Origin of the sequence: Thiosocius teredinicola (genome assembly GCF_002009425.1) — a bacterium.
Lineage (GTDB): Bacteria > Pseudomonadota > Gammaproteobacteria > Chromatiales > Chromatiaceae > Thiosocius > Thiosocius teredinicola.
This window is the reverse complement of sequence record NZ_CP019936.1, coordinates 3198070-3222048: the sequence shown is the minus strand read 5'-3', so window position 1 is coordinate 3222048 and position 23979 is coordinate 3198070. Positions and strand designations below refer to the sequence as shown.

Genomic DNA, 23979 nt, shown 5'->3' with positions numbered 1-23979 from the left:
GCTCACTTCGATTCAACGTTCAACGGGTAGCCCTGCCTCACACCATGCGGTCATACCGTTCTCGACGACATGCACATCGTTGAACCCGTTCTTCAACAACAGCCGGCCGGCCTTGGCGGATCGACGATCGGTCTTACAGATTATGGCGATGGGGCGTTCCAAGTAGCCGTTGAGTTCATCCAGGTGGCTTTCAAGCTGGTCGATGGGGATGTTGCGTGACCCTGACACGTGGCCTTGCTCACCGCAGAACTCGTCGGCCGAGCGAACATCCAGCAAGAGCAATTCGTCGCCGTCCGCCAGCCGGTTGCTGAGCGTCTGCACGGTCATCATCGGTTTCCGGCGAAGGCGAATCACCAGGCGTGGCACGAACAGCAGCGCGCCCACCAACGCCAAGCCGAGCAGCAGCTTCTGCGCGATATTGGCGTCGCCACTTACCGCCGCGTTGCCGAGGTGGCCGAGATAGGTATAGGCAGCGGCACCAGGGACCATGCAGATCGCAGAGGTGAGCACATATTGACGGAGCGGGATCCGGGTGAGCCCCAGTAGGTAATTCAGCAGGTTGAACGGGATCAGAGGCACCAAACGGGTCAAGGCCACAAACCGCCAACCTTCGCTGGCCACGCCGTCGAGCAGGCGTCGTGATATGCCGCCGGTTCGTCGGGCAATCCAGTCGCCCGCGATGTAGCGCGAAACGACGAACGCCAAAGTTGCGCCCAGCGTGGCGCCGGCGAGATTGTAGAGCGTACCGAAAACGGGCCCGAACAGTGCGCCCCCAAGTAAGGTCAACACCGAACCGGGAATCATCAGCACGGTTGCGATGGTGTACAGGACGATAAATGCCGCGATTGCCGCAGCACCGCCGGCGTCTACCCAGGTGCGCAAACCATCGACATGCAAATGATCACGGTAGACATATGCAATCGCGATAGCGAATGTAAGCAGTGCGGCCAGAAGTAGACGCTTGTACATGGCGGAGACGGCGGACGGGTGAACCTCGTGCCACGTTGATTCGCGGCTCACACCATGGTGCCACAAAGGGCAGGGATGCAGTAACTACCTTCGTCGGCTGGCAATGGTCGCGCACGGTCTTCGTTCTGCGGGTAAGGATAAGGCTTGCAGTGGCCAACGCGGTTGGCGTTCAATGGAATGACGCGTTCTGAGTGTTGCGGCGGCCGGAGATATGCCGGCGGCCCGTTTATCCGCGGAGAAGATCGGCCGATGCACCAGCACACACACGGCTCACATGGTCACGAGCATCATCATGCTCACGGCTCGTCTCGGCGTCTGCTCTGGGCCTTGGGTTTGACCCTGAGTTTTGCGGTCGTCGAGGCCGTTGCCGGTTGGTGGTCGGGTTCGCTGGCCTTGCTCGGCGATGCAGGCCACATGCTTACCGATACCCTGGCGCTGGGACTGGCGGCGGGCGCTGCGATGCTGGCTAAACGCAAACCTTCGGTGCGCCATTCGTATGGGCTCGGCAGGGCAGAGATTCTCGCAGCGCTGATCAACGCCGTCGCCATGGTGGCGATCGTGGTGTTCATCGTTGCCGAAGCGGTGGAGCGGTTTCGACAACCGTCCGCGGTCAACGGCGTCATCGTGATGGGCGTGGCCTTCGTCGGACTATTGATCAACATCGGCGCCGCCTGGTTGTTGTCTGCGGGTCATCATGGGCACGATCTGAACGTGCGTGCCGCGCTGCTGCATGTGCTCGGTGATCTGTTGGGCTCCGTGGCCGCTTTGTTGTCCGGCGCTGTGATCATGCTCACCGGCTGGACGACGATCGACCCCCTGCTGTCGTTGTTGATCGTCGTACTTATCCTGGTCTCTGCCCTGCGCATTCTGCGTGAGGCCTTGCATGCCTTGATGGAAGGCGTTCCCTTGCATCTCAACCTGGAGCGCATCGGTTACGCCATGGCAGGTATTGACGGGGTGGTCTCGGTGCACGACCTGCACGTCTGGTCACTGTCGGCCAATCGAACGGCGCTTTCGGCACACCTGGTGATCCACGACATGGCCGATTGGCCCAATGTGCTCGACCAGATGCGTCGGATGCTGGCGGATACCTTCGATATCGATCACGTCACCCTGCAGCCGGAAATGGACGGTCAAGTCGTGACCTGGCATCCGGCGGACCGGCTGAACGTGAGTCGACAGGGCGGCGTCTCGGATTGAGCCGCCGGCGCGCTCGCTTCGCCGCGCATGCCCGGCAAGAAGCAACACATCGGCGACAGCCATTGAGACGTGCCGAGCCGTAGTCCTGGCCCATCATCAGCAGGTCGAGCAGCGCCTCCGCTGACCCGACAATCCGGCACATGCCGCTTGTTGCCGGCCGAACCTAATGCCTGCTTGAACCGTGTCTAAAGCCGGCCCCGTACGCTGCCGCTAACGTTCCAATGTGTGCGAAACCGGGTTATCCCGTGTCCCTACGGAGGCCGTGATGGCAACTATGTTGTGGCTGCAAACAGGTGCCTGTAGTGGGGACACCATGTCACTACTCAATGCGCACGGACCATCGCTGGAGTCGCTGGTCGCGAACGGCGATATCCAGGTGCTTTGGCACCCGTCGATCAGTACCGAACCGACCAGCCACCTGGCGAAGTTGATCGAGCAGATCGAAAAGGGCGAGCGCGAGCTCGACATCCTGTGTGTCGAAGGCAGCCTCATCACCGGCCCCTACGGCACCGGCATGTTCGACAGCTTTCGTGGCCGAGCCAAGATCGACATCGTGCGGGCTTTGGCCGGGCAGGCACAGGCCGTTCTCGCCGTCGGTTCTTGCGCGGCCTTCGGTGGGATCCCGGCGGCGCCGCCAAACCCGACGGACTGTACCGGCATGCAGTTCACCCGCGACACGGCCGGCGGCATGTTCGATACCGCGTGGCGATCCAAATCCGGGATGCCCGTCATCAACCTCGGTGGCTGCCCGACGCACCCGCTGACGATTACCCGCACCCTGGCGATGCTGGCGCAGGGGCTGCCGGTCGAACTCGACGCGCACAACCGGCCGACCGCCTTCTTCAACCAGATGGTGCACCAGGGTTGCACGCGCAACGAGTATCACGAGTACGACGTGGAAGACACCGAATTGGGTGGCCGCGCCTGCATGTTCTTCAACCTCGGTTGTCAGGGGCCGACGACGATGGCCAATTGCAACAGTGAGCTGTGGAACCAGCGCAGCAGCAAGACGCGGGCCGGTGTGCCATGCTTTGGATGCACCTCGCCGAATTTCCCGAAGAACGGTGACCTGTTCCGAACCGAGAAGATGGGCGAAGTGCCGGTCACGCTTCCACTGGGTGTTTCTCGGGGCCACTACATGGCCTACAAGAATCTCGCCCAGGCCGCTGCACCTATGCGGGTCCGCGACAAGAAAATGGACACCTGATCCGGGTGGGTATGGCCAGAAAGACCGTCAACATCGAACTCAATCGTGTCGAGGGTGACCTCGAGTTCCAGGTAGACCTCGAAGGCGACCGCGTGGCCGATGCACGCTGCATCGGTACGCTGTTTCGCGGCTTCGAGCAGTTGCTGATCGGTCGTGCACCGAAGGACGCCTTGGTGATCACGCCCAGGGTCTGCGGCATCTGCGGTACGGCCCACTTGTTCACTACGGCGCTCGCCTTGGAAAGAATGAACGATGTGCCGGTGCCGGCGCATGCAACCATTATTCGAAACCTCTGCCTGATGGCGGAGAACGTACAGAGCGACATCCGGCAGACGTTCTTGTTTTTCGCGCCGGACCTGCTCAATCCGCGGTATGCCGATCATGCGCTTGCCCCGGCCCTGGAAAAGGCCTTCAAGCCGTTGCAGGGCAGTGTGGTTCTGTCTGCACTGGACGTGTCGCGCACCCTGGTCGAGATCGTTGCCATCTTCGGCGGCCAGTGGCCACATTCGACCTACATGATTCCGGGTGGGGTGACGCGGCCGGCGACGGTCAGCGACATCATCGATTGCCGCGAGATCGTCGACAAAGCCGTCCGATGGTTCGAGAAAGAAGTGGTCGGCGACTCGCTGGACAACTGGCTGTCTCTCGACACGGCCGAGCGGTTTCTCGAGTGGGTCGACGAACCGGCACACCGCGATACGGCGCTCGGCCTGTTTACCCGGTTTGCACGCGATCAGGGGCTGCACACCTACGGCGCAGGCACCGATCAGTTTCTCAGTGCCGGCGCGCACTACGACCCTGTCGAATGGCAGGCGCCTTACGGCGAACAGCGCACCTTGCTAGCGGGCGGCGTCTACGACGGCGCCACACACAAGATTGAGGCATTCCGCCCGGAGCTCATCACCGAACATGTTCGTCATTCCTGGTATCGCCCGTATCCGGACGGGCGGCATCCGTTCGAAGGGGAGACGGTGCCGGACTATCAGCCGGAGTCGGATCGCTACAGCTGGGCCAAGGCGCCGCGCTATGACGACCGGGTGGTGGAAACCGGGCCTTTGGCTGAATTGCTGACCGGCGGTGATGCACTCATCGTCGATCTGCTGAAGAAAGAAGGTGCCAATACCTGGTTGCGCCAGTTCGCCCGTCTGCGCCGGGCGAGTGTGTTGCTCGACCTGATGCGCGCGCAATTGAAAGCCTTGAGCCAGGAACTGAACAATCCGCACTATCTCGCGCCCGCTGATGGGAGTCTGGACGACGGTGATGGGTTCGGCTTCGTACAGGCTGCAAGAGGTACCTTGGGGCACTGGGTGCAGGTGCGAAACGGTGAAATTACCCGCTATCAAATCGTGACGCCGACTGCGTGGAATGCCTCGCCGAAAGACAGCGCCGGTCGCCACGGACATTGGGAACAAAGCGTTATCGGGTTGCCGCTGACCGACATAGACAACCCCATCGAGATCAGTCACGTGGTGCGTTCACACGATCCCTGCCTGGTATGCACGGTGCACTTTGTCGGCGCCGGCAAGAAGGTGCGTTATGGCGTTTGAGCGCAGCCACGTGATCTGTTTCGGCAATGAACTTCATGGCGACGACGGATTCGGACCGGCGGTGTTCGCCGCGCTCGACGCCAGGCAGCTACCCGATTCGGTTCGGCTTTTCCGTGCTGATGTTTCGGGGCTGAGCGCGATCAACTGCTTCGCCAATTGCGAACGGGCGCTGGTCATAGACGCGCTGCAAGGCTACGGGCCGGCCGGCTCGGTGCACGCGCTCAACCGAGATGACGTGCTTGTCGAGCAAAGCCTGAGCGGTCACGGCGCGGGTGTCGGTGCGGTACTCGAGCTGTTGCCTTCGGCACTGCCGTCGTTGCCCGACGTCGACGTGATCGGTGCCGAAGTGGAACGCGTGGCCGCATTTGAACCAGGCCTGACGCCATGTGTGGCAGCGGCGGTGCCGCTTGTCGTAGAGCAGGTCGTGCGGTGGCTGAACAATGACTAATACGCCGGCGACCCGCCTCATACCGGTACAACAGGTGCGCGCCGTCGAAGGGCGGGACGATCGATGGTGCGGGCATGTCACGCTGCCGGGAGATTCAGCATCGCGCCACGTACTCATCGTGCACCACAAGGACGAACTGATTGCGGTACCCGCGAATTGTCCGCATGAGGGTGTGTCACTCGCGAACAGCGAAATGGATGAGACCGGCAAGTTGGTCTGCCCGGCGCATGGTCAATTGGTTCCGATGGACGAGAACAACGAGAACTACCGGGTAAACGAGATTGCCGGTGAGTTCTTCATTATTCCTCCGGGTAGCTTCGTGGAAGGACGGTCAGATGACGAGCTGGTACGTCTGCGCCAGGAAGTGATCTCACTACGCCAGGCCAATACCGCTCTGCAAAGCCAGGTGCTCAATGTTTCCGACCAGGTCGAGCACGTGCTCGACGAGTTGTCGCAGAAGTCGAATGCCTTGCAACGACAAAGCGATGAGCAGCGCCGCCTGTCGGCGTTCGTCAACCGCGTGGTCGATACCATGGATGGCTTGCTCGTTGTGCTGGATGCGCGCGGGATGGTGATGCAGGTCAATGCAGCCGGCTGCAAGGCGCTGGGTTATACGGCGCAGGATCTCGAAGGCCAGTCGGCCGACAGGCTCATCGAGCCACAGCAACTCGCCGAGCTTTCCGTTACCGGCAACGGTTCCTCTTACCCTGAAGGATTGGTGTTGTTTCGTCGGACGGTGGGCGAGGACAGCATGCAACTGGAGGTCAACCTCCAACCGAAAAAGCATCCCATGCCGCACCCCCGGTTCCTGTTGCGCGGCTCACCGATCTACGACAGGGCGGGCAAGCTCGAAGGCGCCGTGATTGTCGGTTCGGATGTGACTTCCTTGCGTCAGCGCGAGCAGGCGTTGATCGAAAGCGAAAAGCGCTTCCGCGACTACTCGCAGGTGTCATCCGATTTCTTCTGGCAGACAGACGAATCTCACATCTTGTTCGGCACCGCCGAAGGTACGTCGTTGACGAATTCGGCATCTTCACCTTTGTCCCCGGGTCACCATCCCAAAGAGTTCGCGCCGCCCGAAGATCTCGACTCCAAGGCGATACCGTGGCGTGAACACCTCGACGATATTGCGGCGCAACGTCCGTTCCGCGATTTCGAGTGCCGCTTTCATGCCGAGTCGGACCTGGTCTGGATGAGCGTAAGCGGCAAGCCGGTTTACGATCGTCAAGGCGTATTTCAAGGTTATCGCGGTACCGCGAAAGACATCACTGAGCGCCGCCAGATGGAAGACGAGTTACGGATGCACCGCGACCATTTGAGCGAGATGGTCGAAGAGCGCACCTTGGATCTGCTCAAGGCGAAGGAAGAGGCCGAGCGTGCCAACCGGATGAAGAGCGAGTTCATTGCGAACGTCTCGCACGAGTTTCGAACACCGCTGCACGCGATACTTTCGTTCGCGGGTTTCGGCAACAAGAGGCTCAACGAGGCTCCGTTGGAAAAGCTCGGCTCGTATTTCCAACGTATCGAGGAAAGTGGCAGTCGCTTGTCGCGCATGGTCAATGATCTGCTCGATCTGGCAAAGCTCGAAGCCGGTCACCAACCGCCGGATCCCAAGCCGACCGATATCGTGGAGCTGGAAGAAAGTCTGCGTCGCCAGTTGGACGGCCTGATTGCTTCCAAGTCGATACAGGTGGACGTGCAGACGGCGACCGACAACCGCATGGCGGAAGTCGACCCGGACCAGTTCTCGCAGGTGATACTCAACTTGCTGTCCAACGCGATCAAGTTCACGCCGCATGACAGTCGCATCTTGATCAGGTTCGACGATGCCGCCGATACGGCTGCGCTGCGGTTCAGTATCGCCGACCAGGGACCGGGCATACCCGAGGACGAACTCGAGAGCGTGTTCGACAAGTTCGAGCAGAGTTCCAAGACCAAAACCGGCGCCGGTGGCACCGGGTTGGGACTGGCCATCTGTCGGGAGATCGTTACCCGCCACAAGGGAACGATTCACGCGTCCAACAACGAGGAAGGTGGCGCCACGTTCATCGTAGAGGTGCCGCGAGCAACCTCGGGTGAAGGCAAGGTGGCGCCGAAGAAACACGCCTTTCTCTTTTGACGATGCTGACCCTCTGGTCTGCGAATTCCGATTCATCGCAGACCAGCTCGCGCCTTCGCTGAAGCCTGAATCACGTCAACAACGACTGTTGCCGATATAAGTGGCATTGGATAGCGGCAGACGTCGCCCAAAAAATTTCTATCTGCAGTCAGGTTGACGAAGCGACAGGCTGGGACTATTTTTCCCAAGACAGGTTTTCTTCAAGGATGAAGAACAATGAGCAAGGTAGCTTTGTGCCTCGCAGGGGCACTCGTTGTATTTCTGCAAGGTGTCGCATTCGCCGACGCTAATTCCAAATGGTTGGGTCCTGACAAACAGGCATTGCTGGATACGCCTGAGCGACTGCCATTCTTTCCGCACCGCGCCAACACCAGTGACAATGCCGTACTGAGCAGCGGCATGTTCGACGACGCCGAGGTCTGCGGCACCTGCCACCAGGAGATCTACGCCCAGTGGCGAACCTCGGCCATGGCCAGGTCCTGGGACGATCCGATCTACCGGGCGCTGCTGAAGAAAGCCAGCGAGGCAACCGATGGCGCGGTAGATAACTTCTGTACCGGTTGTCACACGCCGGTAGGGCTGACGACCGGCAAGATCACCTCGGCGGTCAATCGCGCGTCGGTTGAAGAAACCGCTGAGTCGCATCCCATGCCAGGTGTGGATTGCGAGGCCTGCCACAACATCAATGCGCGCACCGGCATCGACAACGGCGCCTACGTGCTGGCGCCGCGTTCGCGCGGCGGGCGGCCCACCAAGTACGGGCCGCGATCGGATGCCGAGTCGCCGTATCACGAAACCGTCTACTCCGAACTGCATACCCGCAGCGATTTCTGCGGCACCTGCCATAACGTGACACATCCCTTCAACGGGGTTGCCATCGAACGCACCTATGACGAGTGGCTGGAAAGCGAGTACGCCGTGAAGGGTATCGATTGCCAGTCGTGTCACATGGCTGGCTTCAAGGGCAAGGCAGCGATCATGGGTCCGGAACGCGACGACGTCGCATCGCATTGGTTTGCCGGCGCCAACGCGACGTTGCTATCGCATTTCGGTGACGACGAGGCAGCGCAGATGGGGAGCCGCATGCTGCAGAGCGCCGCGCAGATTGAGATTGTCGAGCAACCACAATCGTTGGCCCCGGGTGAACTCGCCAACTTCACTGTCGAGGTTCACAACACCGGCGCCGGTCACAAACTGCCGACCGGCTTTCCGGAAGGGCGCGAGGTATGGATCGACTTCGAAGTAAGCGATGCCACCGGCAAGTCGGTCTACCGTCTCGGACAGGTACGTAACGGCCGCACCGAGCCCGGCACGCGCAACTTCCGTGTCCATCTCGGCGACAAGGACGGCAACGAAGTCGAGTACGCGGTCTGGGATGTGACCCACATCATTTCCGACAACCGGATTCTGCCGAACGGTAAAGCGTCTGCGGTGTTCGCATTCATCGTGCCGGAAGGTGCCGTCGGGCCGCTGAAAGCGAAGGCCACGCTGCGCTACTGGCCTTTCCCGCAAGGCTTGGTTGACGAACTGGTCGGCGAAGGAAAGGTAGACGTGAAGATCACCGACATGACGCGTACTCAGGTCACGGTGCCGATGGCAGTCGAACGCACGGCGGATCGCGTCGATGCGTCGGGCACGCCGCAGGCCGCCAGCCACGTCGGAAAAGTGTGCAATGCCGAAGGGAGCTGCTCTTAGCGAGGTCTCGCGGCTTGGTGGCCTTGAGCGCTGATTGCACGAATTGGCTGTGATCGAGCAGCGGCGTCGCAAGGTTTTGAATGGAATCTTTAACCGCGTCGGCGAAGACCGATGCCCAACTGCCGGAAGAGGGAAATAATGAAAAACGCATGTATGCATGGTACGACCAAGGCGCGCGGCTGCGGTCACGCCGAACTCGGTAGGTTCGGTGTAATGTTCAAAAACTGTACGAGTTGGGGTGTCGACTACTCGGAAACGCCGGGGCAATCGATCTCGCCACATGATGCTGCCGACATCGCATCGCGGCTTGGCTCAGCAGGCGGCTTGATGGACGGTAAACTCGAAGGCAACGACTGCTTCTCAAACGTGCCGGCGGGCTATACCTTTTTCGCCCAGTTCGTCGATCACGACGTGACGCTCGATGTAACGACCTCTCTCAGCGACAGCGACAAGCGGGCCGGTGGCGGCGACCACGAGATCGAGAAACTTCCGAACCTGCGTTCGGCGTCGCTCGATCTCGACTGCGTTTACGGCCTCGGGCCGGAAGCATCGCCCTACCTGTATCGCGAAGACGGCACCGGCGTGATGTCTACCGGTAACCCTGCCAATCCGGACGACCTGTATCGCAATGCCGAGGGGCGCGCGCTGATCGGCGATCCACGCAACGATGAAAACATCTTTGTTTCGCAGATGCAGTTGTTGTTCATCCGTTTCCACAATCGTTTGATGGCCGGGCGCTCATTCGAAGCGGCGCAGCGCGAGGCGCGTTTCCATTATCAATACATCGTCTGGAACGATTTCCTCAAGCGTATCTGTGATCCGAAGGTCTACGATCACATGAATACCGCGTTGCTCGACGCGTCGAAAAAGAAATGCGAAGGGGATGCGAAGTACGACCCGAAGGGCTTGTTCAATCTCGTCGATCACTGCGACAGAATCCTGATGCCGGTCGAGTTCTCGGTGGCGGCGTACCGTTTCGGACATGTCACGGTGCGCTCCAACTACCCGGTCAATAAAGACACGCCGGTCGTCGAATTGTTCGATGAACGCTTCAGTACGTTGGGTTTCTCAGCGGTGCCGAGGGACTTGGTCGTTGATTGGCGCTACCTGCTGCCGGTGGAGGCCGACGTTGCGCCGGTTATGACCAAGGAGTTCAACCACTTGCTGATCGATGAACTGATCAGCATGCCGGATCCGATCGTCGGCAAACGCGCCTCGGCCAACGAGCGCTCACTGGCGTTCCGCAATTTGTTGCGCGGTTACGTGATGGGCCTGCCGAGCGGGCAATGTGCCGCCCAGAAACTTGCGGACCTCGGGATACCGGTCAACCCGGCCCAGAACCTCGGCTTTGATGGCATCGAGGGTTGGGAGCATCTACCCGACCCAATGAAGACCAAGTTGGCTGCGCATACACCGCTGTTCTTCTATCTGATGCGCGAGGCGCGCGTGGCCGGCCATGGAAAAAATCTCGGCCCGGTGGGTTCGGCGATCGTGCTGAGAACGTTCGGTTCGATGCTGTTGAACTGCAAGACCTACCTTACCGAGAAGTGTCACCTTACCGAGGACGAACTGAAAAAGTGCGCACACCACGAAACGTGGCGTCCATTGGCGGAGATTGCCGGTGACTGCCAGCTCGAGCTGGCCGATATCGTGCGGTACGTGAGCCGGTAACGGACGGCGTCCGTCGAAACTGAGTTCGGCACCTTGGCGGCGCGGTCAACCTTTGGCGCGCCGCTTTTTTTCCGATCTCCGGCGGACGATGCGCTGGTGATACACAGCGTGCCAAACGATACCGCCAACAGGGCCAGACCCTGCGGATGTCGGGTCGGAACTGACGCCTGCAGCGCGCAGGGTTTTTGGCGTTTTTCGAGCAGGCTAGCCCAGCGGAGCGGTTGTGCCTGCCTGCGCGGTAATTGCGCGCCGGAACGAAGACCAGGCCAGGAAGCCCTACACCCAAATACCCGTTGCCTGGCAAGCGCGTCGCCACAAATTTCGCAACTTGCCCGGAATATCGGAAGAAATCGGCAACTGGCTCAAATTTCGTCTATATCCAAGGGTATTCGGCGTAGTTTTGGCGACTTGGTTCAAGTATCAGCGGTAATTCGGCAACTAGCATTGATCACGCTGAATAGGGGACTCAGCGAAACTGTCGGTCGAATTTACGGTCAGTAACGCTGATTTTCCGAATGACCGGTCTGCTGTGGATAGCAACTCATGTGTTTCGGGGGGACGCCGATACACGGGCTGTCCGTAGTGGGCCATGCGGATGATTCTGTAACGCTCCGAGCCACTTATGCAAGTGCGAGTCAATGCGCGCTGCGCAGGCAACGGCAGGCCCTGGCTAAGGTTTGCAACACCGAGTCGTGCTCGCGCCGGAAGGGTCGGGGTGTATGCCCTGTGGGCTGTGCGTGGCCTCGGAAAGGGGTCGCCTTCGCGGCTTTGTGCGCCTTGCCCAAAGGGCTTGCGGCGCGGCTGCGCGTTACGGATTCATCTGCATGGCCCACTGGCCGCCGCATGCACCGGTCCCGACTGACGACAAATTTCAAGGATTCGACAAGGTCGTTCTCACGGAGACGCACGGCACCGCGCTGGTGCCTCAACTGCGAGTAGAGTATGGGTATACGACTTAAACAGGCGGAAACCGCTAAGGAACTCGACGACGTATTTTGGGTAAGGCGCCAGGTATTTACCTTCGAAGAGGGGAAATTCGGCGGACGGCGGAAAGACGATATCTACCTTTCCGATCGCTTTGACAGCCATCCAAATTGTGCGAATTTGATCGCCTACGAGTACGACGAGCCGATCGCGACCATCCGGGTCAACCTGGAGTCCGATGTCGGGCTGCCACCCGAGGCGCTGTTCGACTTTTCGGAGGAAAAGGCACGCATTCGCGAGCAATGGGCAACACGCAGCAAGACCGAGCCCAAGATCACCAGCGCCGGCATGTTGGCGGTGCGCAAGGATTGGCGGCGTCGGCGCGACGTGATTCGTGCCTTGCTCAAATTGGCCTCGACGGTGGGCAAGTCGATGGGCGGCACGCACGTGTTCGTGACGGCCAATCATGAGAATGTGACCATGTACAAGCGCGTGGGTTTCACGCCGGTCAACGACAAAGTCTGGGTCGAGGATATCGGCAACTACATCATCCCGATGGTCTCGACCCTGTCGCGTATCCATGCCCGAACCGTCGGCAATGCGCTCGAAAACATCGCACTACTCAAATGTTTTTCGAACCAGTTTCAGCGCATGGTGTTTCGCGCCGGCGAGAAGATATTCAGCGAGTTCGAGGACGCCTCCGAGTGCTACGTCGTCGATGTCGGTCGGGTGAAGATCACGACAACCAATGCCGTCGATGGTCGCGAGCTGGTGTTCGCCGTGCTCGGGCCCGGTGAGATATTCGGCGAGATGGCCCTGATCGATGCCAAAACCCGGTCGGCCGATGCCACCGCTGAAACGGATACCGAGGTCATCGTGCTGCGTCGCGAGGATTTCATGCAGGGTCTGGCGGAACACCCCGAACGGCTCGACATCGTGCTCAAGTTCATTTCGGACCGCCTGCGGCGCACCGACGAGTTCGCCAAGTTGCTGGCCTACGGATCACCGAAACAGCGTCTCGATTTTGCGCTAAAGGGTTTTCTCGAGTCGGCGAAGCTCACCCACAAGGCGGATGGCACCAGTATTCTGCGAGCCGGGCCGGGCGAGCTGGCTGCCGCGGCAGGCACCGACGAGCGCGACGTATTGGACTTTCTCGACGTGCTTCGATCGCAGGGTTATTGCGAATACACCAGCAAGCAGATCCACTTCCTGCTGCCGTACAGTGACAACGCCCATCGCGGCAACCATCACTGAGGCCGGATTGGCGGGCTGTGGGCCGCGTACGCGGGGCCGCCAAGTGGCCAGGGGAGGGCTGCGTCCGGTCAAGAAACGGTAAAGAAAGCGCGGCATGATGACGCGATGTTGTCACTGTTTCTTAGCCGCTGGTTCTCATGGGCAAAGTAATCGGCCTGTTCCCCACGCCGGTGATGAAGGTCGATGGACTGATCTCGACCGATCTGGTTCAGGCGTTTCTCGAGAAGGCCCTTGCACCCGACCGCCAGAGCAACTCGGCGACCGATCTGCTATCGCATACCCAGATGATCGACCCCGGCGAAAGCTGGGAATATGCGCGGCTCAGCGAAGCGGTGGCACCGCACCTGGTTGCATTCGGCGAGCTGTTGTTCGCAGAACGTCTGAACTGGGCAATCAAAGAGGCGTGGATGAACGTCCTCGAAACAGGTGGCAGCCAGTTCATGCATACGCATGCCAACAGCTTCGCATCGGGGATTCTCTACCTGACCACACCCGATCCGTCGGCGAACACGGTGTTTCGCAAGACCGGTGGCGGCGGCGAGTTTATCTTCAAAAACGACGTGCCGCTCGACCATTACAGCAGCGATACCTGGGTACTGACCGATGTGCAGGCCGGTGATTTGTTGCTCTACCCGAGCTACTTGATGCACGGGGTGCCACCCAACGAGGGAGAACGCCGCGTTACCCTGGCGTTTAACGCCATCCCACATCAGCTGGACAGCCTGGGTTACAAAATCCGTTTCGGGCTGTAGCGCTTCGGGTTTGCGCGTCGTTTGGCGACCTAGTGGATCTTGCGTCGTCTACTCAACAACCACATTGAACGCCACTGTGATGCGCTCGTCTGGTCCGAAAAACGGATGTACCTGGTGCTGCATCCAGCCTGGAAACACGACCATCTGTCCCGGTCTTGGGTTGACGAGGAAGCGTCCATAGAGTCGGGTTTGCTCGGCGTAGCTCAGTGCCGCTCCCGGACGTGGATCGAGCAACTCGAGCTTTCCACTGAACGGGTGATCGGCCTCTGCGACCGGGTTGCCAGACACATAGTAGACCCCGGACCAAAACGCATTCGGATGACTGTGGACACTGTGGTACTGGCCGTAGCGCAGCACGTTGGCCCACCCTTCGATAGCGAAACGGATGTTGTTGCTAGCTGACGAATCGATGGCGACCGCGTGCATCAGCTGCTTGATGTGCTGTGAGATGCGGTCGTGCAATAGGCTCACGCATTCGGCATCGGTGTTGAAAAAGTCCGTGCGCGAATGCCAGCCGCCGACATTGCTGCGCTGGATACCTGGGTCGTTCGACGCCATCTCGGTGATCGTGTGCCGGAGCTGGTCGTTGATCGCTTCGGATTCGGGCCAGATGTAGTTCGAAATAGGACTCGCGAACAAAGGAACGATGGTCTTGGCGATGTCCAGCGGTTGTGCAGCGTCCGCTGCGGTATGTGCGGTCTCGGCACGAGACATACGGGGCTCCTGTCGTTGTTCAGTTACGCCGTAGCGTCGCGAGCAGTCGGCGTGCCTCGGTGCGCGCAGGTGCGGCCCTGTCGAGTTCGATGAGAAGCTCACGGGCGGCGCCGGGGTCGACCTGATTGAGCGACTCGGCCATGGCCAGCAACGGTTCGTACGCTGATCGAAAGTCTTCGCTGATGCGTACCACGTCGAGCAGCGGTGCGCGCGTCTTGGCAAGCATCGTTGGCAGATCGTCTTCGGCACTCACACCAATGCCGGCACGCAGGTAGGCGTCGCGCGCACGCCAGTAAGCGATAAGGCGCTCGTTGAATCCGGTATCGCGCGATGGCCGGTCGTCGGCGGGCAGGGTGCGCAACGCAGCCAGTGCGTCGACCAGGCTCACCAGGCGTTCGCCATGAGATTGCTTTTGTCGATAGGCGAACTGCGGTGCGCGGTAGGTCACCGTGGTCTTATCATCGGTATTCAGTTGGGCTTGTTGCGCGAACTGTCGTAGTGCTTCGCGGTCCGCGACGAAGCCGCCATACAGGGCGAAGTCGGAATTGAGCCGCAGCTTGACCAGTTCGCGTTGCAACGTACGCGCGTGTACGCGGTTAAGCAGGTAATCGGGCTGCATGGTCAGCGGATGGTTGGTACCGATCAATCCGACGATCGGCTGGCTGATACTGTTATGCGGTAGATAGACCTGGACGTTCGGAAAGCTCTCGCTGAAGGTTTTCGCGATCACTTTGAACGTCTCGAGATCCATCTGAAACAGCGGCAGCCACTGGCAGAAAAGACCGTCGTCGTTCAGGCGTTGCCGCACAGCGTCAAAATGCTCGCGGGTATACAGTGCACCGGCACCGTCACGCGACGGGTGGAACAGGTCAGCGATGACGACGTCGAAGGTCTTGTCGGTAGATACCACGAAGCGTCGGGCATCTGAGGACAAGAGACGCGGCGACTGCGGCCAGTCATTTTGCGCCGTCGCAGTGCCGAAGTACTCGAGCGTCTGCAGGCTCTCCGGCACCAGTTCCACTGCGGTGACATCGAGGCCCGGATGGTACTGCGCTGCGTTCAGCGTCATGCCCGTGCCGACGCCGAGATAGAGTACGTCGCGCGGTTTCGGATGCAGCAGCAGCGGGATATGTGTCTGCCGGTGATCTGCATATCCCGACGAGGTGCTACCCATGGTGAAATGGTTGTTGATCTTCAGGTAGCGGACGTCTTGCGCATCGGACACAACGGCTACCGAGGCCATCACGCCATCCTGGTAATCGAGAATCCGCCCGCCCTCGGGTACCTCAACGAATCGCAGCGGTGGCAACAGTGCCAGTGCAATCACTAATACAGCCGCGGTCGCGGCGGGGAACGTCGGGCGGACTGGCTTCGCTGCCGGCCACGGCAGAAGCAACAGATAACCCAGCGAGATCACGATCAACATGCCTTGCGGGCCGAGTGCAGGAAGCAACACGACGCCGGCCACCAAGGGCGCAATCGCGGCCCCCAGGGTGTTGACGGCGAGCGCCCGGCCAAAACCGAAACGTGCGGTTGCAGACTGGGCGAGGTGGCTGAACAATCCGCCCATCGCGATCGTGGGCAGCAGGAAAACAGACGCTGCCACCAGCAACTCCGCGCCGATGGCGATCGACGAGGTTCGCGGCAACGCATAGGTAATCGCATCGTAGACGTTGTCCGACAGCCATAAGGCTGCACTGCCCAGCAGGCAGCCGATCGCCGTCAGGCCCAAAAGCTTTCGCAACCTGGATCCGTAGTCATCGTCGGTTGCATATCGTTGATAGAGCGACGCGCCGATGGCGGTACCCAGCAGATAGATGCTAAGCACTACGGCGAAGGTGTAAACAGTGTTCTCCAGCACCTGGCTGAGCACGCGGATCACGATGACTTCGAATGCCAGGCCGAGAAAGCCGGTGACAAACAGGCTGGCCAGCAGCCGCGATGACGACGGACCCGCAGCGTTGGTAATGCCGGTGGGACGCGCTGTAGCGTCAGCCGGCAGTGAGCGCCATGCGATGAAGGCCCATAGCCCACACAGGATATTGATCGCGGCGCTCGACCACAGGGTCGTCGTGAACCCCAGCAGCGGTGCCAGCACGAACGTTGTCGATATCGTACCGGCGACCGCGCCGAAGGTATTGCTGCCATACACGCCGCCGACATAGCGCCCCGGACCGAACAGGATCGCACTGGTCCGCTCAAGACTTGGCAAAGTGCCGCCCATGGCCGCGGTGGCGGGCAAAAGCAACACGAAGGTCGCGCCGAAGGCAATGCCCCAATGCCAGACGGGTTGTGGTGCTTCGCCGATCCACTGCGGAATGGTGGCGTTGAATATCGGAATCAGCCAGATCAGTGCGATGGCCCAGATGCCGATAGCGATCTCCAGCCAGCCGTACCATAGTGCCGGTCGTGTGGACCGGCGGATCAGTTCGCCGAATACGACCGCTCCCACAGACAGGCCGGCGAAGAACGCGGCGAGTACGGCGAGCACAGCAAGGATTTCGTGGCCGAGCGACAGGGCGAGCATCCGTGTCCACACCATCTCGTAGCCGAGCCCAGCGAAACCCGACAGGAAGACGACGGGGTAGATCCATCGCCGGGCATCCAGCACGCGATCGGTGCCGTGCGAGTGGCCAAGGGAAATGCGCTCAGGTGTGGTGCTCATAATAGTCGGCTGCGGCCCGGTTAGATGTACCCGGGTCAGGTGGTTGCCAGGAAACCCGCATAGATCAGACCGACTGCCGCTATCCAGCTACCGACGGCGCGAATGGCGATGCTTCCCCAAGCCGGCCCGCCCGCCAGCGAATGTGACGAGGCGGTGCCGAGGGTGATGATGAGATAGGCCGCCAGGGTTACGCCGCTGACGTACAACAAGGCGCCGAACCCCTGCACATCGGTCGCTGCATTGGCGTAGCCGTGGGTGATCCCGATGATGACCGCCAAAGCCATGAACTCGATCAGCGGTAGTCGTTTTTTGATCGCAACCAACAGCCCCAACACGACGAATGAGGCGGCATTGACGCTGGTCGCGTAGGCCACGCCGGGCGCTAGGTCAGCCGTAACCACGCCGCAGCCGACACTGATCGGAAAGGCGATCAGTGCCCAGCGAGCGGTACGGGTGTCCTGCAGTCCGCCAAGTAACGCGAGTGCAATCCAGGGTACGAGATGCTGCAGCGCCGTCAGGGGATGGAGCAGGCCGCTATACAGCTCGCCGAAGCGGGTCGACACCAAGTGCGCGTCGGCTGCGCCGGGTACGAGAATCAATGGCGTCAACCAGGCCCACGCTGTTGTCTTCATGCCAGAAGACCGAGATTGGCACCGAGGAAATACACGCCAAGGGCCGCGATGGCGGAGCCGGAGGCGCGCACCATGATCGCACCGGCCGGCCAACGTACCAGCAGGCCGATGATGATGCCGGCCAGATGAAGAAGACCGGTGGACACGACGAAACCGATCCCGTAAGCCAGCGGATTGGTCGCGTCCGGAATCTCGGTGCCGTGCGCATGCCCGTGCCATAGGGCGAATGCCGCGACCACAAGTCCGGCGATCCACAGCGCAGGCTTGGCCGCGAAGGTCACCATCAGGCCCAGTATCAGGGCAGATGCTGCAATACCGATCTCGACACCTGGCAGTGGAAGACCGGCGATACCGAACAGGGCACCCAATGCCATGACCGCCGGAAAGGTGATCGGCAATATCCAGATGGCGGGCTTGCCAAGCTGTGCGCCCCACAGGCCGACCGCGACCATGGCGATCAGGTGATCGACGCCGAACACCGGGTGGAGAAAGCCGGAGAGAAATCCGCTCGCCGCTCCGACATCAGTGTGGGCATGACTGGCTGTCACCGACGACAGCAGCAAGGCGAACAGCGCGAACCGGACGGGGACCGACGACGCGATGGGAGCACTAAACAGGCTTTGGCAAGACTTCATCAGATCGCTACCTTGGTTATAACCATGTTGAAGATTCGGCCGACGAACCAGAAGCTCGCAAGCGTGCCCATGGCGTAGATACCGACACTCTCCGACCAGGTCGGCAGCAAGGCTTTGAGTCTGCGATGCGACCACACCAGTGCCAGCACCAGCAGCACAAAGCCGATCTGACCGATTTCTACGCCGACGTTGAAGAACAGCAATGCGGCGGGCACGTTTTCTTGCGGTAGGCCGATGTCCGTCAGGGCGCTTGCAAAGCCGAAGCCATGCAGCAGGCCGAAACCGAATGCGACGGCCCACGGAAAACGCCCGGTCAGGCTGCGTTCGCCCTGTCGTTCGCGCAGGATCTCCACGGCAACGATGACGATGCTCAGTGCGATGGCCGCGTTCACTGATGCCTCCGGCACGCCGATCCAGCCGAAGGTGGCCGCGGCAAGCGTCAGGCTGTGTGCGATGGTGAAGGCGGTAATGGTTTCGATCAGTGAACGCACCCCCGTTACCAGTACCATCAGCCCCAGAACGAATAACAGGTGATCGATTCCCAGCAGGATGTGCTCGATGCCCAGCGGAACGTAACTGGCCATGACCTGCGACAGCGGCAGCTTGCCATCGGGCGTCAGGGCTACGCTGGGTTGGGCGCCGGTCAGGGTGAAGCTCTGTGCCGCCTGATCTATCCGCGAAATGCGTACGACCACGGCCGAATAGCTCTTGCCCAAGCGCTCGAAACTGAGTTGTCCGATCAGGCCGCGCTCACCACAATCCAATCGCGGTTCATCGAACGAGCAATGTGCCGGGAACACGGCAGTGGGCGGCTGCATGTTGGTCGACGATGAATAGGTCCAGTGGGCGAGGTAGCTACCGTTGGGCGTTTCGCGAACTTCCAACAGCGCGATCGGCGTTTCATGCGACCAGCACACATTCGGCAGTAACAAGGCGGCCAGCAATATGATCGCGATGTGCAAACGAGCGTCCGACATCATTGCGCAGAGCGCATCGCCAGGCGCTCTTCCTCGATACGCGCAGCATCCCAGTTTTCCGGCGGGGCGCTCAGCTCGATGCGTACATCGTAGCGTTGCGCGATATCGTGCAGCGCGACCGACAGTTCGGCCTGCATTGCCTGAGACTTCCAGTCTTCTCCAACGCGGCTGCGAACAACATCGAAATCGGCTTTTTTGCCGGCATGCCGGGCAGTCACGCGTGCCAGGTGCCAGCCGGCGGGCGAGCGCACGGCATGCCAGCGTCTATCGGCGGCATCGATCAGGCTTGCTGCGTCGCTGTCGCCGAACACCAGCGCGATGTTGCTCGCCGGGCGGCGCTGGTAGCGACGAATCTGATCCAGCCATTGCGCGCCAGGATCCTGCGTGTCGAGTTCATTGACCAGCGTGCGCGCGGTTTGTTCGGCAGACGCGTCGTCGCCGATCTTGAACTGCTCGAAATCGAAAGTATCCGGCCGGTCGTAGCGATCCCGGTGCTGTTCGAACCAGCCGCGCAACTGTTGTTCGCTGGGTGCGTCGGCGACCAGGCGATTGAACAGTACATTGCGCAGCTTGAGGATCAGGCGCTGGCGGATCATCTCGTCGCCCTTGTCCAGCCCCATCAGGCTGGCTTCGCGGTACAGCACCTCGTTCTGCGCCCAGGTCACCACCAGATCGGCCATTTCGTCTTCACTGGGATCACGCCCCTGGTTGTCGCGGTAGATACCGGCGATCTCGGCATAGCGTGCGTCGTCGATCAGTATTTTGCGCGGGTCGGACTCATCGGCCACCAATGCTTTCTCAAGCCCGAAGATCAGTGCTCCGAGCAACAAGAACTGGACCAGCGGCTGTTTCAAGAGATTCATGGCGTACGGCTTTTTTGTTAGAGATCGGACGGGCTCGGCCGCAGCAGTGAATCACCCCGGAATGACAGATTGATGACGGTCTTGCGTCTGTTCAACCACGGGGGCATTGCTTTTTGCTGCCTGTCTGTCGCTTTGGTCCGGTCTGCGACGTGTCACATACCTGCCGTAAAAGCTTCACCGCTTCTAACTGCAAATGTCACCAATTCACATTAGCGTGACCTTGCCTGAAGCACGCCGAGTGTGACAGGCGCTCTTGTGTTCGCTTCTATTGGGCGCCGTGTTGGCGTCCACCCAAATCGAATAATGCAGCCAGGTGGAGACTCCAAGACATGCAGATGCATAAGCGCAAGATACTTGCTACGGCGGTCGTTGCCGCATTGACGGCGACGACGGGCGCCGTCGCCGGTAACAAGGATGCACGCGAAAACCGTGCCTTCGACATCAACCGCGATGGCGAATACCGTGCCGGTGACTTTCATAACCATACGACCTGTTCCGACGGATCGACGTCGGTACGTACGCTGACCCGCGAGGCACTCGCGCGTCACGATTGGTTCATCCATGTCGGTCACTCGGGTCGCGGTCCGCGCGATTGCCGCGTATCCGACTTTCTCTATCATGCCCAAGGCGGTGGTTCGAGCGTCGGTCTGTGGACCAACACCCTCCAGCCGGAAGAGATCAAGGGTGACGAGCGCCTGCGCACCTTCACGATGAAGAGCTACGACGGTACCGAGTCGACGCAGACCGTGCAGGACATGTGGCGCTGGCAGTCGCTGCAGGAATTCAACCTGGGCGGCATCGTCGATGAGCGCAATTACCCCGGCAACGACAACAAGGTGGCGTTCCTGGGTTTGGAGTGGGTCGTACCCGGTCACGAGCATGCGTCAAACTCGATCATCACCGGCCAGTACGAAGACACGCCGCGTTCGGATGCACTCGCACAGTTCGAATACTGCTTTGCGCGTAACTCCGACGACACCAGTCAGGGCGGCGGTCAGGGCTGGACCTGCGAGATCTCGAACGAAAACAACGAGAAGCTGAAAGAGCTGTTCACTGGTCGTCCTGAAGAAGGCATCGCTGATTACAACTCGACCCTGGTCGACGGTATCAACATCTCGGACGACGGTGAGCACGTCAAGGCGGCTGCGGCCATCTTGTGGATGGAAGAGAAGTTTCCGGGTGAGGGCTTTTTTGCCCAGGCGCACGTCGAACGTCAGGGTGCCTATCTGCCGGACGAAAACCGCGGCTGGAACGTCGAGCACATGCGCGACATCAACACGCTGGTACCGCAGGCTTCGATCGGTTTCGAGTCACAGCCCGGTCACCAGGCGCAGTCGAACCGTGGCTCGTACTCGGCCAGCCGCCCGACCGCAGGTTTCTGGACCTACGGCGGTACCGGGGCCTATGCAGCTGCAGAGGTGTCCAAGCCCGGTCTCGACTTCGACGGCAATCCGATCGATCCGGCCACCACGCCGCAGTGCCAGCTCGAGGGCGTGAACTGCAGCAATGTGCCGCGTACTGTACTCAGTCGTCCGGGTGTCCACACCATGTGGGACGCCTTGCTGAGCGAAGGCCGCCGTTTCTGGTTCTTCGGTTCTTCCGACTGGCATAACCGTGGTTCGTTCGGTCCATTGGATTTCGAATCCGACAACGACTTCTGGCCGGGCGAGTACCAGGACAACTACACTCGTGTGGTCGACAGCAACCCGGAAAATCCGGCTCAGGATGTCGTCGACGCGCTGCGTTCGGGTAACACCTTCGTTGTTCAGGGTCAGCTGATCGACAAGATGAAGTTCGTTGCCTGTAGCGGCGGCAAGTGCGCCACGATGGGCGAGACGCTGAAGGTGCGCAAGGGTGCGGTCGTCAAGGTCTTCCTGAACGTGCGCGATCCGAAGGGTGAGAACAGCAGCCCCTATAAGTTCAACAACCCTGCATTGATGCAGATCGGTGTTGAGCAGCCGATGAACGAGCCGGAACTCGCACATGTCGAGTTGATCAAGGGTCGGGTAACCGGTCCGGTCGAGCCGACCGATGCCGAGTACTACAACCCGCAGGCACCGGCCACCACGCGCATCGCCCAGCATTGGAACAAGTACGATTGGGGTCGCGGTCCCGTCAAGAAGATGGTCTACAGCTTCCGTGCTTACGACGACAGTTACGTGCGCGCACGTGGTTCCAACCTGCCGCCAAACACGCCGAACGCACGTGATATGGATGGCAACCCACTCGCCGACTATCTGCGCGGCAACATCGCTTGCTCTGATCCGCTTTGCCCGCCGCACATCGACGGCAAGATGGACAAAGACGTCGAAGCCTGGGGTGATATCTGGTTCTACAGCAACCCGATCTTCGTCGAGGTCGAGGGGCGTAGAGGTCACCATGCCAAGAACGATAAACACCACGGCAAGCATCATGGAAAGCACGGCAAGACGCATGGTCGCGGCTGATACTGCCGGCGTGTAGTCCATCACATCGGACCGGGTGTGCAGGGACGCGCACCTCCGATGTCCTGATAAGCCTCCGGCCGACGCCGGAGGCTTCGTTCGTTTAGCTTATGTGTGGTTGATATTGATGAAACTGTCGTTTTTTACTTTGTTGCTGGGCTGCGCTTTGCTTGCGACGGCATCGGCGAGGGCCGAACAGCCGTTGCAGCGAGAGCACGCCAAGGCCGTCGTCAACCTTTTGTTCAATCGACTCGATTGCGACCTCGACGGGACCGTAGAACCATCCGAGGTTGACGACCATATCGCCCAGCTTTGGCACCCGATCGACAACGACCGGTCGCGCTCGCTCAGTCCGAAAGAGTACGCCATGAGCCACCGGGCTTTGGCTGCGGACGGGGGGCAGGCTTTGTTCGACAACGCGGATGCCAACCGCGATGGGCAGATCAGCGTGGATGAGTATCGTGCTCACGTGAAGCGGGCCATCGTGACCGTGGATACCGATGGTGATCACGAAGCGACGCGCCTGGATGCCGGGCTCAAGCCCTGGCCGAAACCGTTTGCCAAGCGCATCGTTTTGAACGCAGACGGAGATAAGAAGGAATGAGCGATTTTGACATCAAAGCGCTGTTTCCGACACCGTTCATGCGCGTGCCGGGGCTCCTGGATAAAGCGCTGGTCGACGCCTGTATCGACCACATACTGTCGCAAGACCAACAGCGCAATGCCAAGTCCGACCTGTTGCGGCATACCGATATAGTCAACCCAGACTCCTCCGGTCCTTATCAGCAAGTCAATGAACGCGCGCTGCCGTTCCTGTCGCAGTTCGGCGAGCTGTTGTTCGGCGAGGCATTGAAATGGTCGGTCAAAGAAATATGGACCAACGTGCTGGAGCCGGGCGGGCACCAGGCACTGCACACCCATGCCAACAGTTTCATCTCGGGCGTTGTGTACCTGACGAGCTGTCATCCATCCGCCAGAACGGTCTTCCACCGTGCGATAGGAGGCCAGCAGTTCATCTTCAGCAATGAGAACGCAAAGGCCGAGATGGGGCAGTTCAATGGCACAAAGTGGGTCTCGCCCGAACCGCAGCCCGGAGACCTGGTTCTGTTCCCGAGCTACATGCTGCACGAGGTACCCGTCAACCAGGGTGATCGCCGTATCACCATTGCGTTGAACGCCATACCGGATCGCCTCGATACCTGGGGTTACACGGTCGAGTTTTCCAGTCATCGCAGTGCGTGACATTTACTGCCGAAAGACAAC

General features: G+C 60.3%; 19 protein-coding genes. 12 read left to right on the top strand and 7 right to left on the bottom strand.

The window, feature by feature from the left end; genetic code table 11:
- Window positions 1-12: 12 nt before the first annotated feature.
- Entirely contained in the window at window positions 13-969 is a 957-nt protein-coding gene (locus B1781_RS15270) for a VTT domain-containing protein (protein ID WP_078120480.1), read from the bottom strand.
- Window positions 970-1218: 249 nt separating this feature from the next.
- Here B1781_RS15270 and B1781_RS15265 point away from each other — a divergent pair, with 249 nt between their 5' ends.
- From B1781_RS15265 to B1781_RS15225, 9 genes are all read left to right on the top strand, one after another.
- Entirely contained in the window at window positions 1219-2169 is a 951-nt protein-coding gene (locus B1781_RS15265) for a cation diffusion facilitator family transporter (RefSeq protein ID WP_078120479.1), read from the top strand.
- A gap of 265 nt (window positions 2170-2434) precedes the next feature.
- A complete protein-coding gene (locus B1781_RS15260) occupies window positions 2435-3376 on the top strand; it encodes an NADH-quinone oxidoreductase subunit B family protein (protein WP_078120478.1) in 942 nt (313 codons plus the stop codon).
- An 11-nt stretch (window positions 3377-3387) separates the two neighbouring features.
- Entirely contained in the window at window positions 3388-4923 is a 1536-nt protein-coding gene (locus B1781_RS15255; RefSeq protein WP_078120477.1) for a nickel-dependent hydrogenase large subunit, read from the top strand.
- Entirely contained in the window at window positions 4913-5371 is a 459-nt protein-coding gene (locus tag B1781_RS15250; RefSeq protein WP_078120476.1) for a hydrogenase maturation protease, read from the top strand. The genes B1781_RS15255 and B1781_RS15250 overlap by 11 nt, the downstream gene beginning before the upstream one ends.
- Window positions 5364-7490, top strand: a complete 2127-nt coding sequence (locus B1781_RS15245) for an ATP-binding protein (protein WP_078120475.1) — start codon at window positions 5364-5366, stop codon at window positions 7488-7490. Before B1781_RS15250 ends, B1781_RS15245 begins: the two co-directional genes overlap by 8 nt.
- Window positions 7491-7706: 216 nt before the next feature.
- Window positions 7707-9185, top strand: a complete 1479-nt coding sequence (locus B1781_RS15240; RefSeq protein WP_078120474.1) for a multiheme c-type cytochrome — start codon at window positions 7707-7709, stop codon at window positions 9183-9185.
- A gap of 138 nt (window positions 9186-9323) precedes the next feature.
- Window positions 9324-10856 (top strand): peroxidase family protein, encoded by a 1533-nt coding sequence (locus tag B1781_RS15235; protein WP_164513417.1) that lies wholly within the window; start codon window positions 9324-9326, stop codon window positions 10854-10856.
- 942 nt (window positions 10857-11798) lie between these two features.
- On the top strand, window positions 11799-13034 hold the full coding sequence (locus tag B1781_RS15230) for a GNAT family N-acetyltransferase (protein WP_078120472.1): 1236 nt from the start codon (window positions 11799-11801) through the stop codon (window positions 13032-13034).
- A gap of 137 nt (window positions 13035-13171) precedes the next feature.
- Window positions 13172-13786, top strand: coding sequence for a TIGR02466 family protein (locus B1781_RS15225; protein WP_078120471.1), 615 nt, complete (start codon window positions 13172-13174; stop codon window positions 13784-13786).
- Between the two features lie 48 nt (window positions 13787-13834).
- On the opposite strand, the gene B1781_RS15220 is transcribed toward B1781_RS15225, so the two are convergent.
- Genes B1781_RS15220 through B1781_RS15195 form a run of 6 tightly spaced genes read right to left on the bottom strand, consistent with a single transcriptional unit; the run spans window position 13835 to window position 20272 of the window.
- Window positions 13835-14500, bottom strand: coding sequence for a TIGR02466 family protein (locus B1781_RS15220; RefSeq protein ID WP_078120470.1), 666 nt, complete (start codon window positions 14498-14500; stop codon window positions 13835-13837).
- 19 nt (window positions 14501-14519) lie between these two features.
- Window positions 14520-17165 carry a fused MFS/spermidine synthase gene (locus B1781_RS15215; protein ID WP_078120469.1) on the bottom strand — a complete coding sequence of 882 codons (2646 nt, stop codon included), beginning with the start codon at window positions 17163-17165 and terminating at the stop codon, window positions 14520-14522.
- A gap of 35 nt (window positions 17166-17200) precedes the next feature.
- Window positions 17201-17797, bottom strand: a complete 597-nt coding sequence (locus B1781_RS15210) for a HupE/UreJ family protein (protein WP_078120468.1) — start codon at window positions 17795-17797, stop codon at window positions 17201-17203.
- The gene (locus B1781_RS15205; protein ID WP_078120467.1) at window positions 17794-18432 is read right to left on the bottom strand and encodes a HupE/UreJ family protein; all 639 of its coding nucleotides are present in this window, start codon (window positions 18430-18432) and stop codon (window positions 17794-17796) included. The genes B1781_RS15210 and B1781_RS15205 overlap by 4 nt, the downstream gene beginning before the upstream one ends.
- On the bottom strand, window positions 18432-19412 hold the full coding sequence (locus B1781_RS15200; protein WP_334223749.1) for a HupE/UreJ family protein: 981 nt from the start codon (window positions 19410-19412) through the stop codon (window positions 18432-18434). Before B1781_RS15200 ends, B1781_RS15205 begins: the two co-directional genes overlap by 1 nt.
- Window positions 19409-20272 carry a peptidylprolyl isomerase gene (locus tag B1781_RS15195; RefSeq protein WP_078120466.1) on the bottom strand — a complete coding sequence of 288 codons (864 nt, stop codon included), beginning with the start codon at window positions 20270-20272 and terminating at the stop codon, window positions 19409-19411. The genes B1781_RS15200 and B1781_RS15195 overlap by 4 nt, the downstream gene beginning before the upstream one ends.
- Before the next feature lie 329 nt (window positions 20273-20601).
- Between B1781_RS15195 and B1781_RS15190 the strand changes: the two genes are divergently transcribed.
- From B1781_RS15190 to B1781_RS15180, 3 genes are all read left to right on the top strand, one after another.
- A complete protein-coding gene (locus tag B1781_RS15190; protein ID WP_078120465.1) occupies window positions 20602-22719 on the top strand; it encodes a CehA/McbA family metallohydrolase domain-containing protein in 2118 nt (705 codons plus the stop codon).
- Window positions 22720-22843: 124 nt separating this feature from the next.
- A complete protein-coding gene (locus B1781_RS15185; protein WP_078120464.1) occupies window positions 22844-23320 on the top strand; it encodes an EF-hand domain-containing protein in 477 nt (158 codons plus the stop codon).
- On the top strand, window positions 23317-23958 hold the full coding sequence (locus tag B1781_RS15180) for a putative 2OG-Fe(II) oxygenase (RefSeq protein WP_078120463.1): 642 nt from the start codon (window positions 23317-23319) through the stop codon (window positions 23956-23958). Before B1781_RS15185 ends, B1781_RS15180 begins: the two co-directional genes overlap by 4 nt.
- Window positions 23959-23979: the final 21 nt, after the last annotated feature.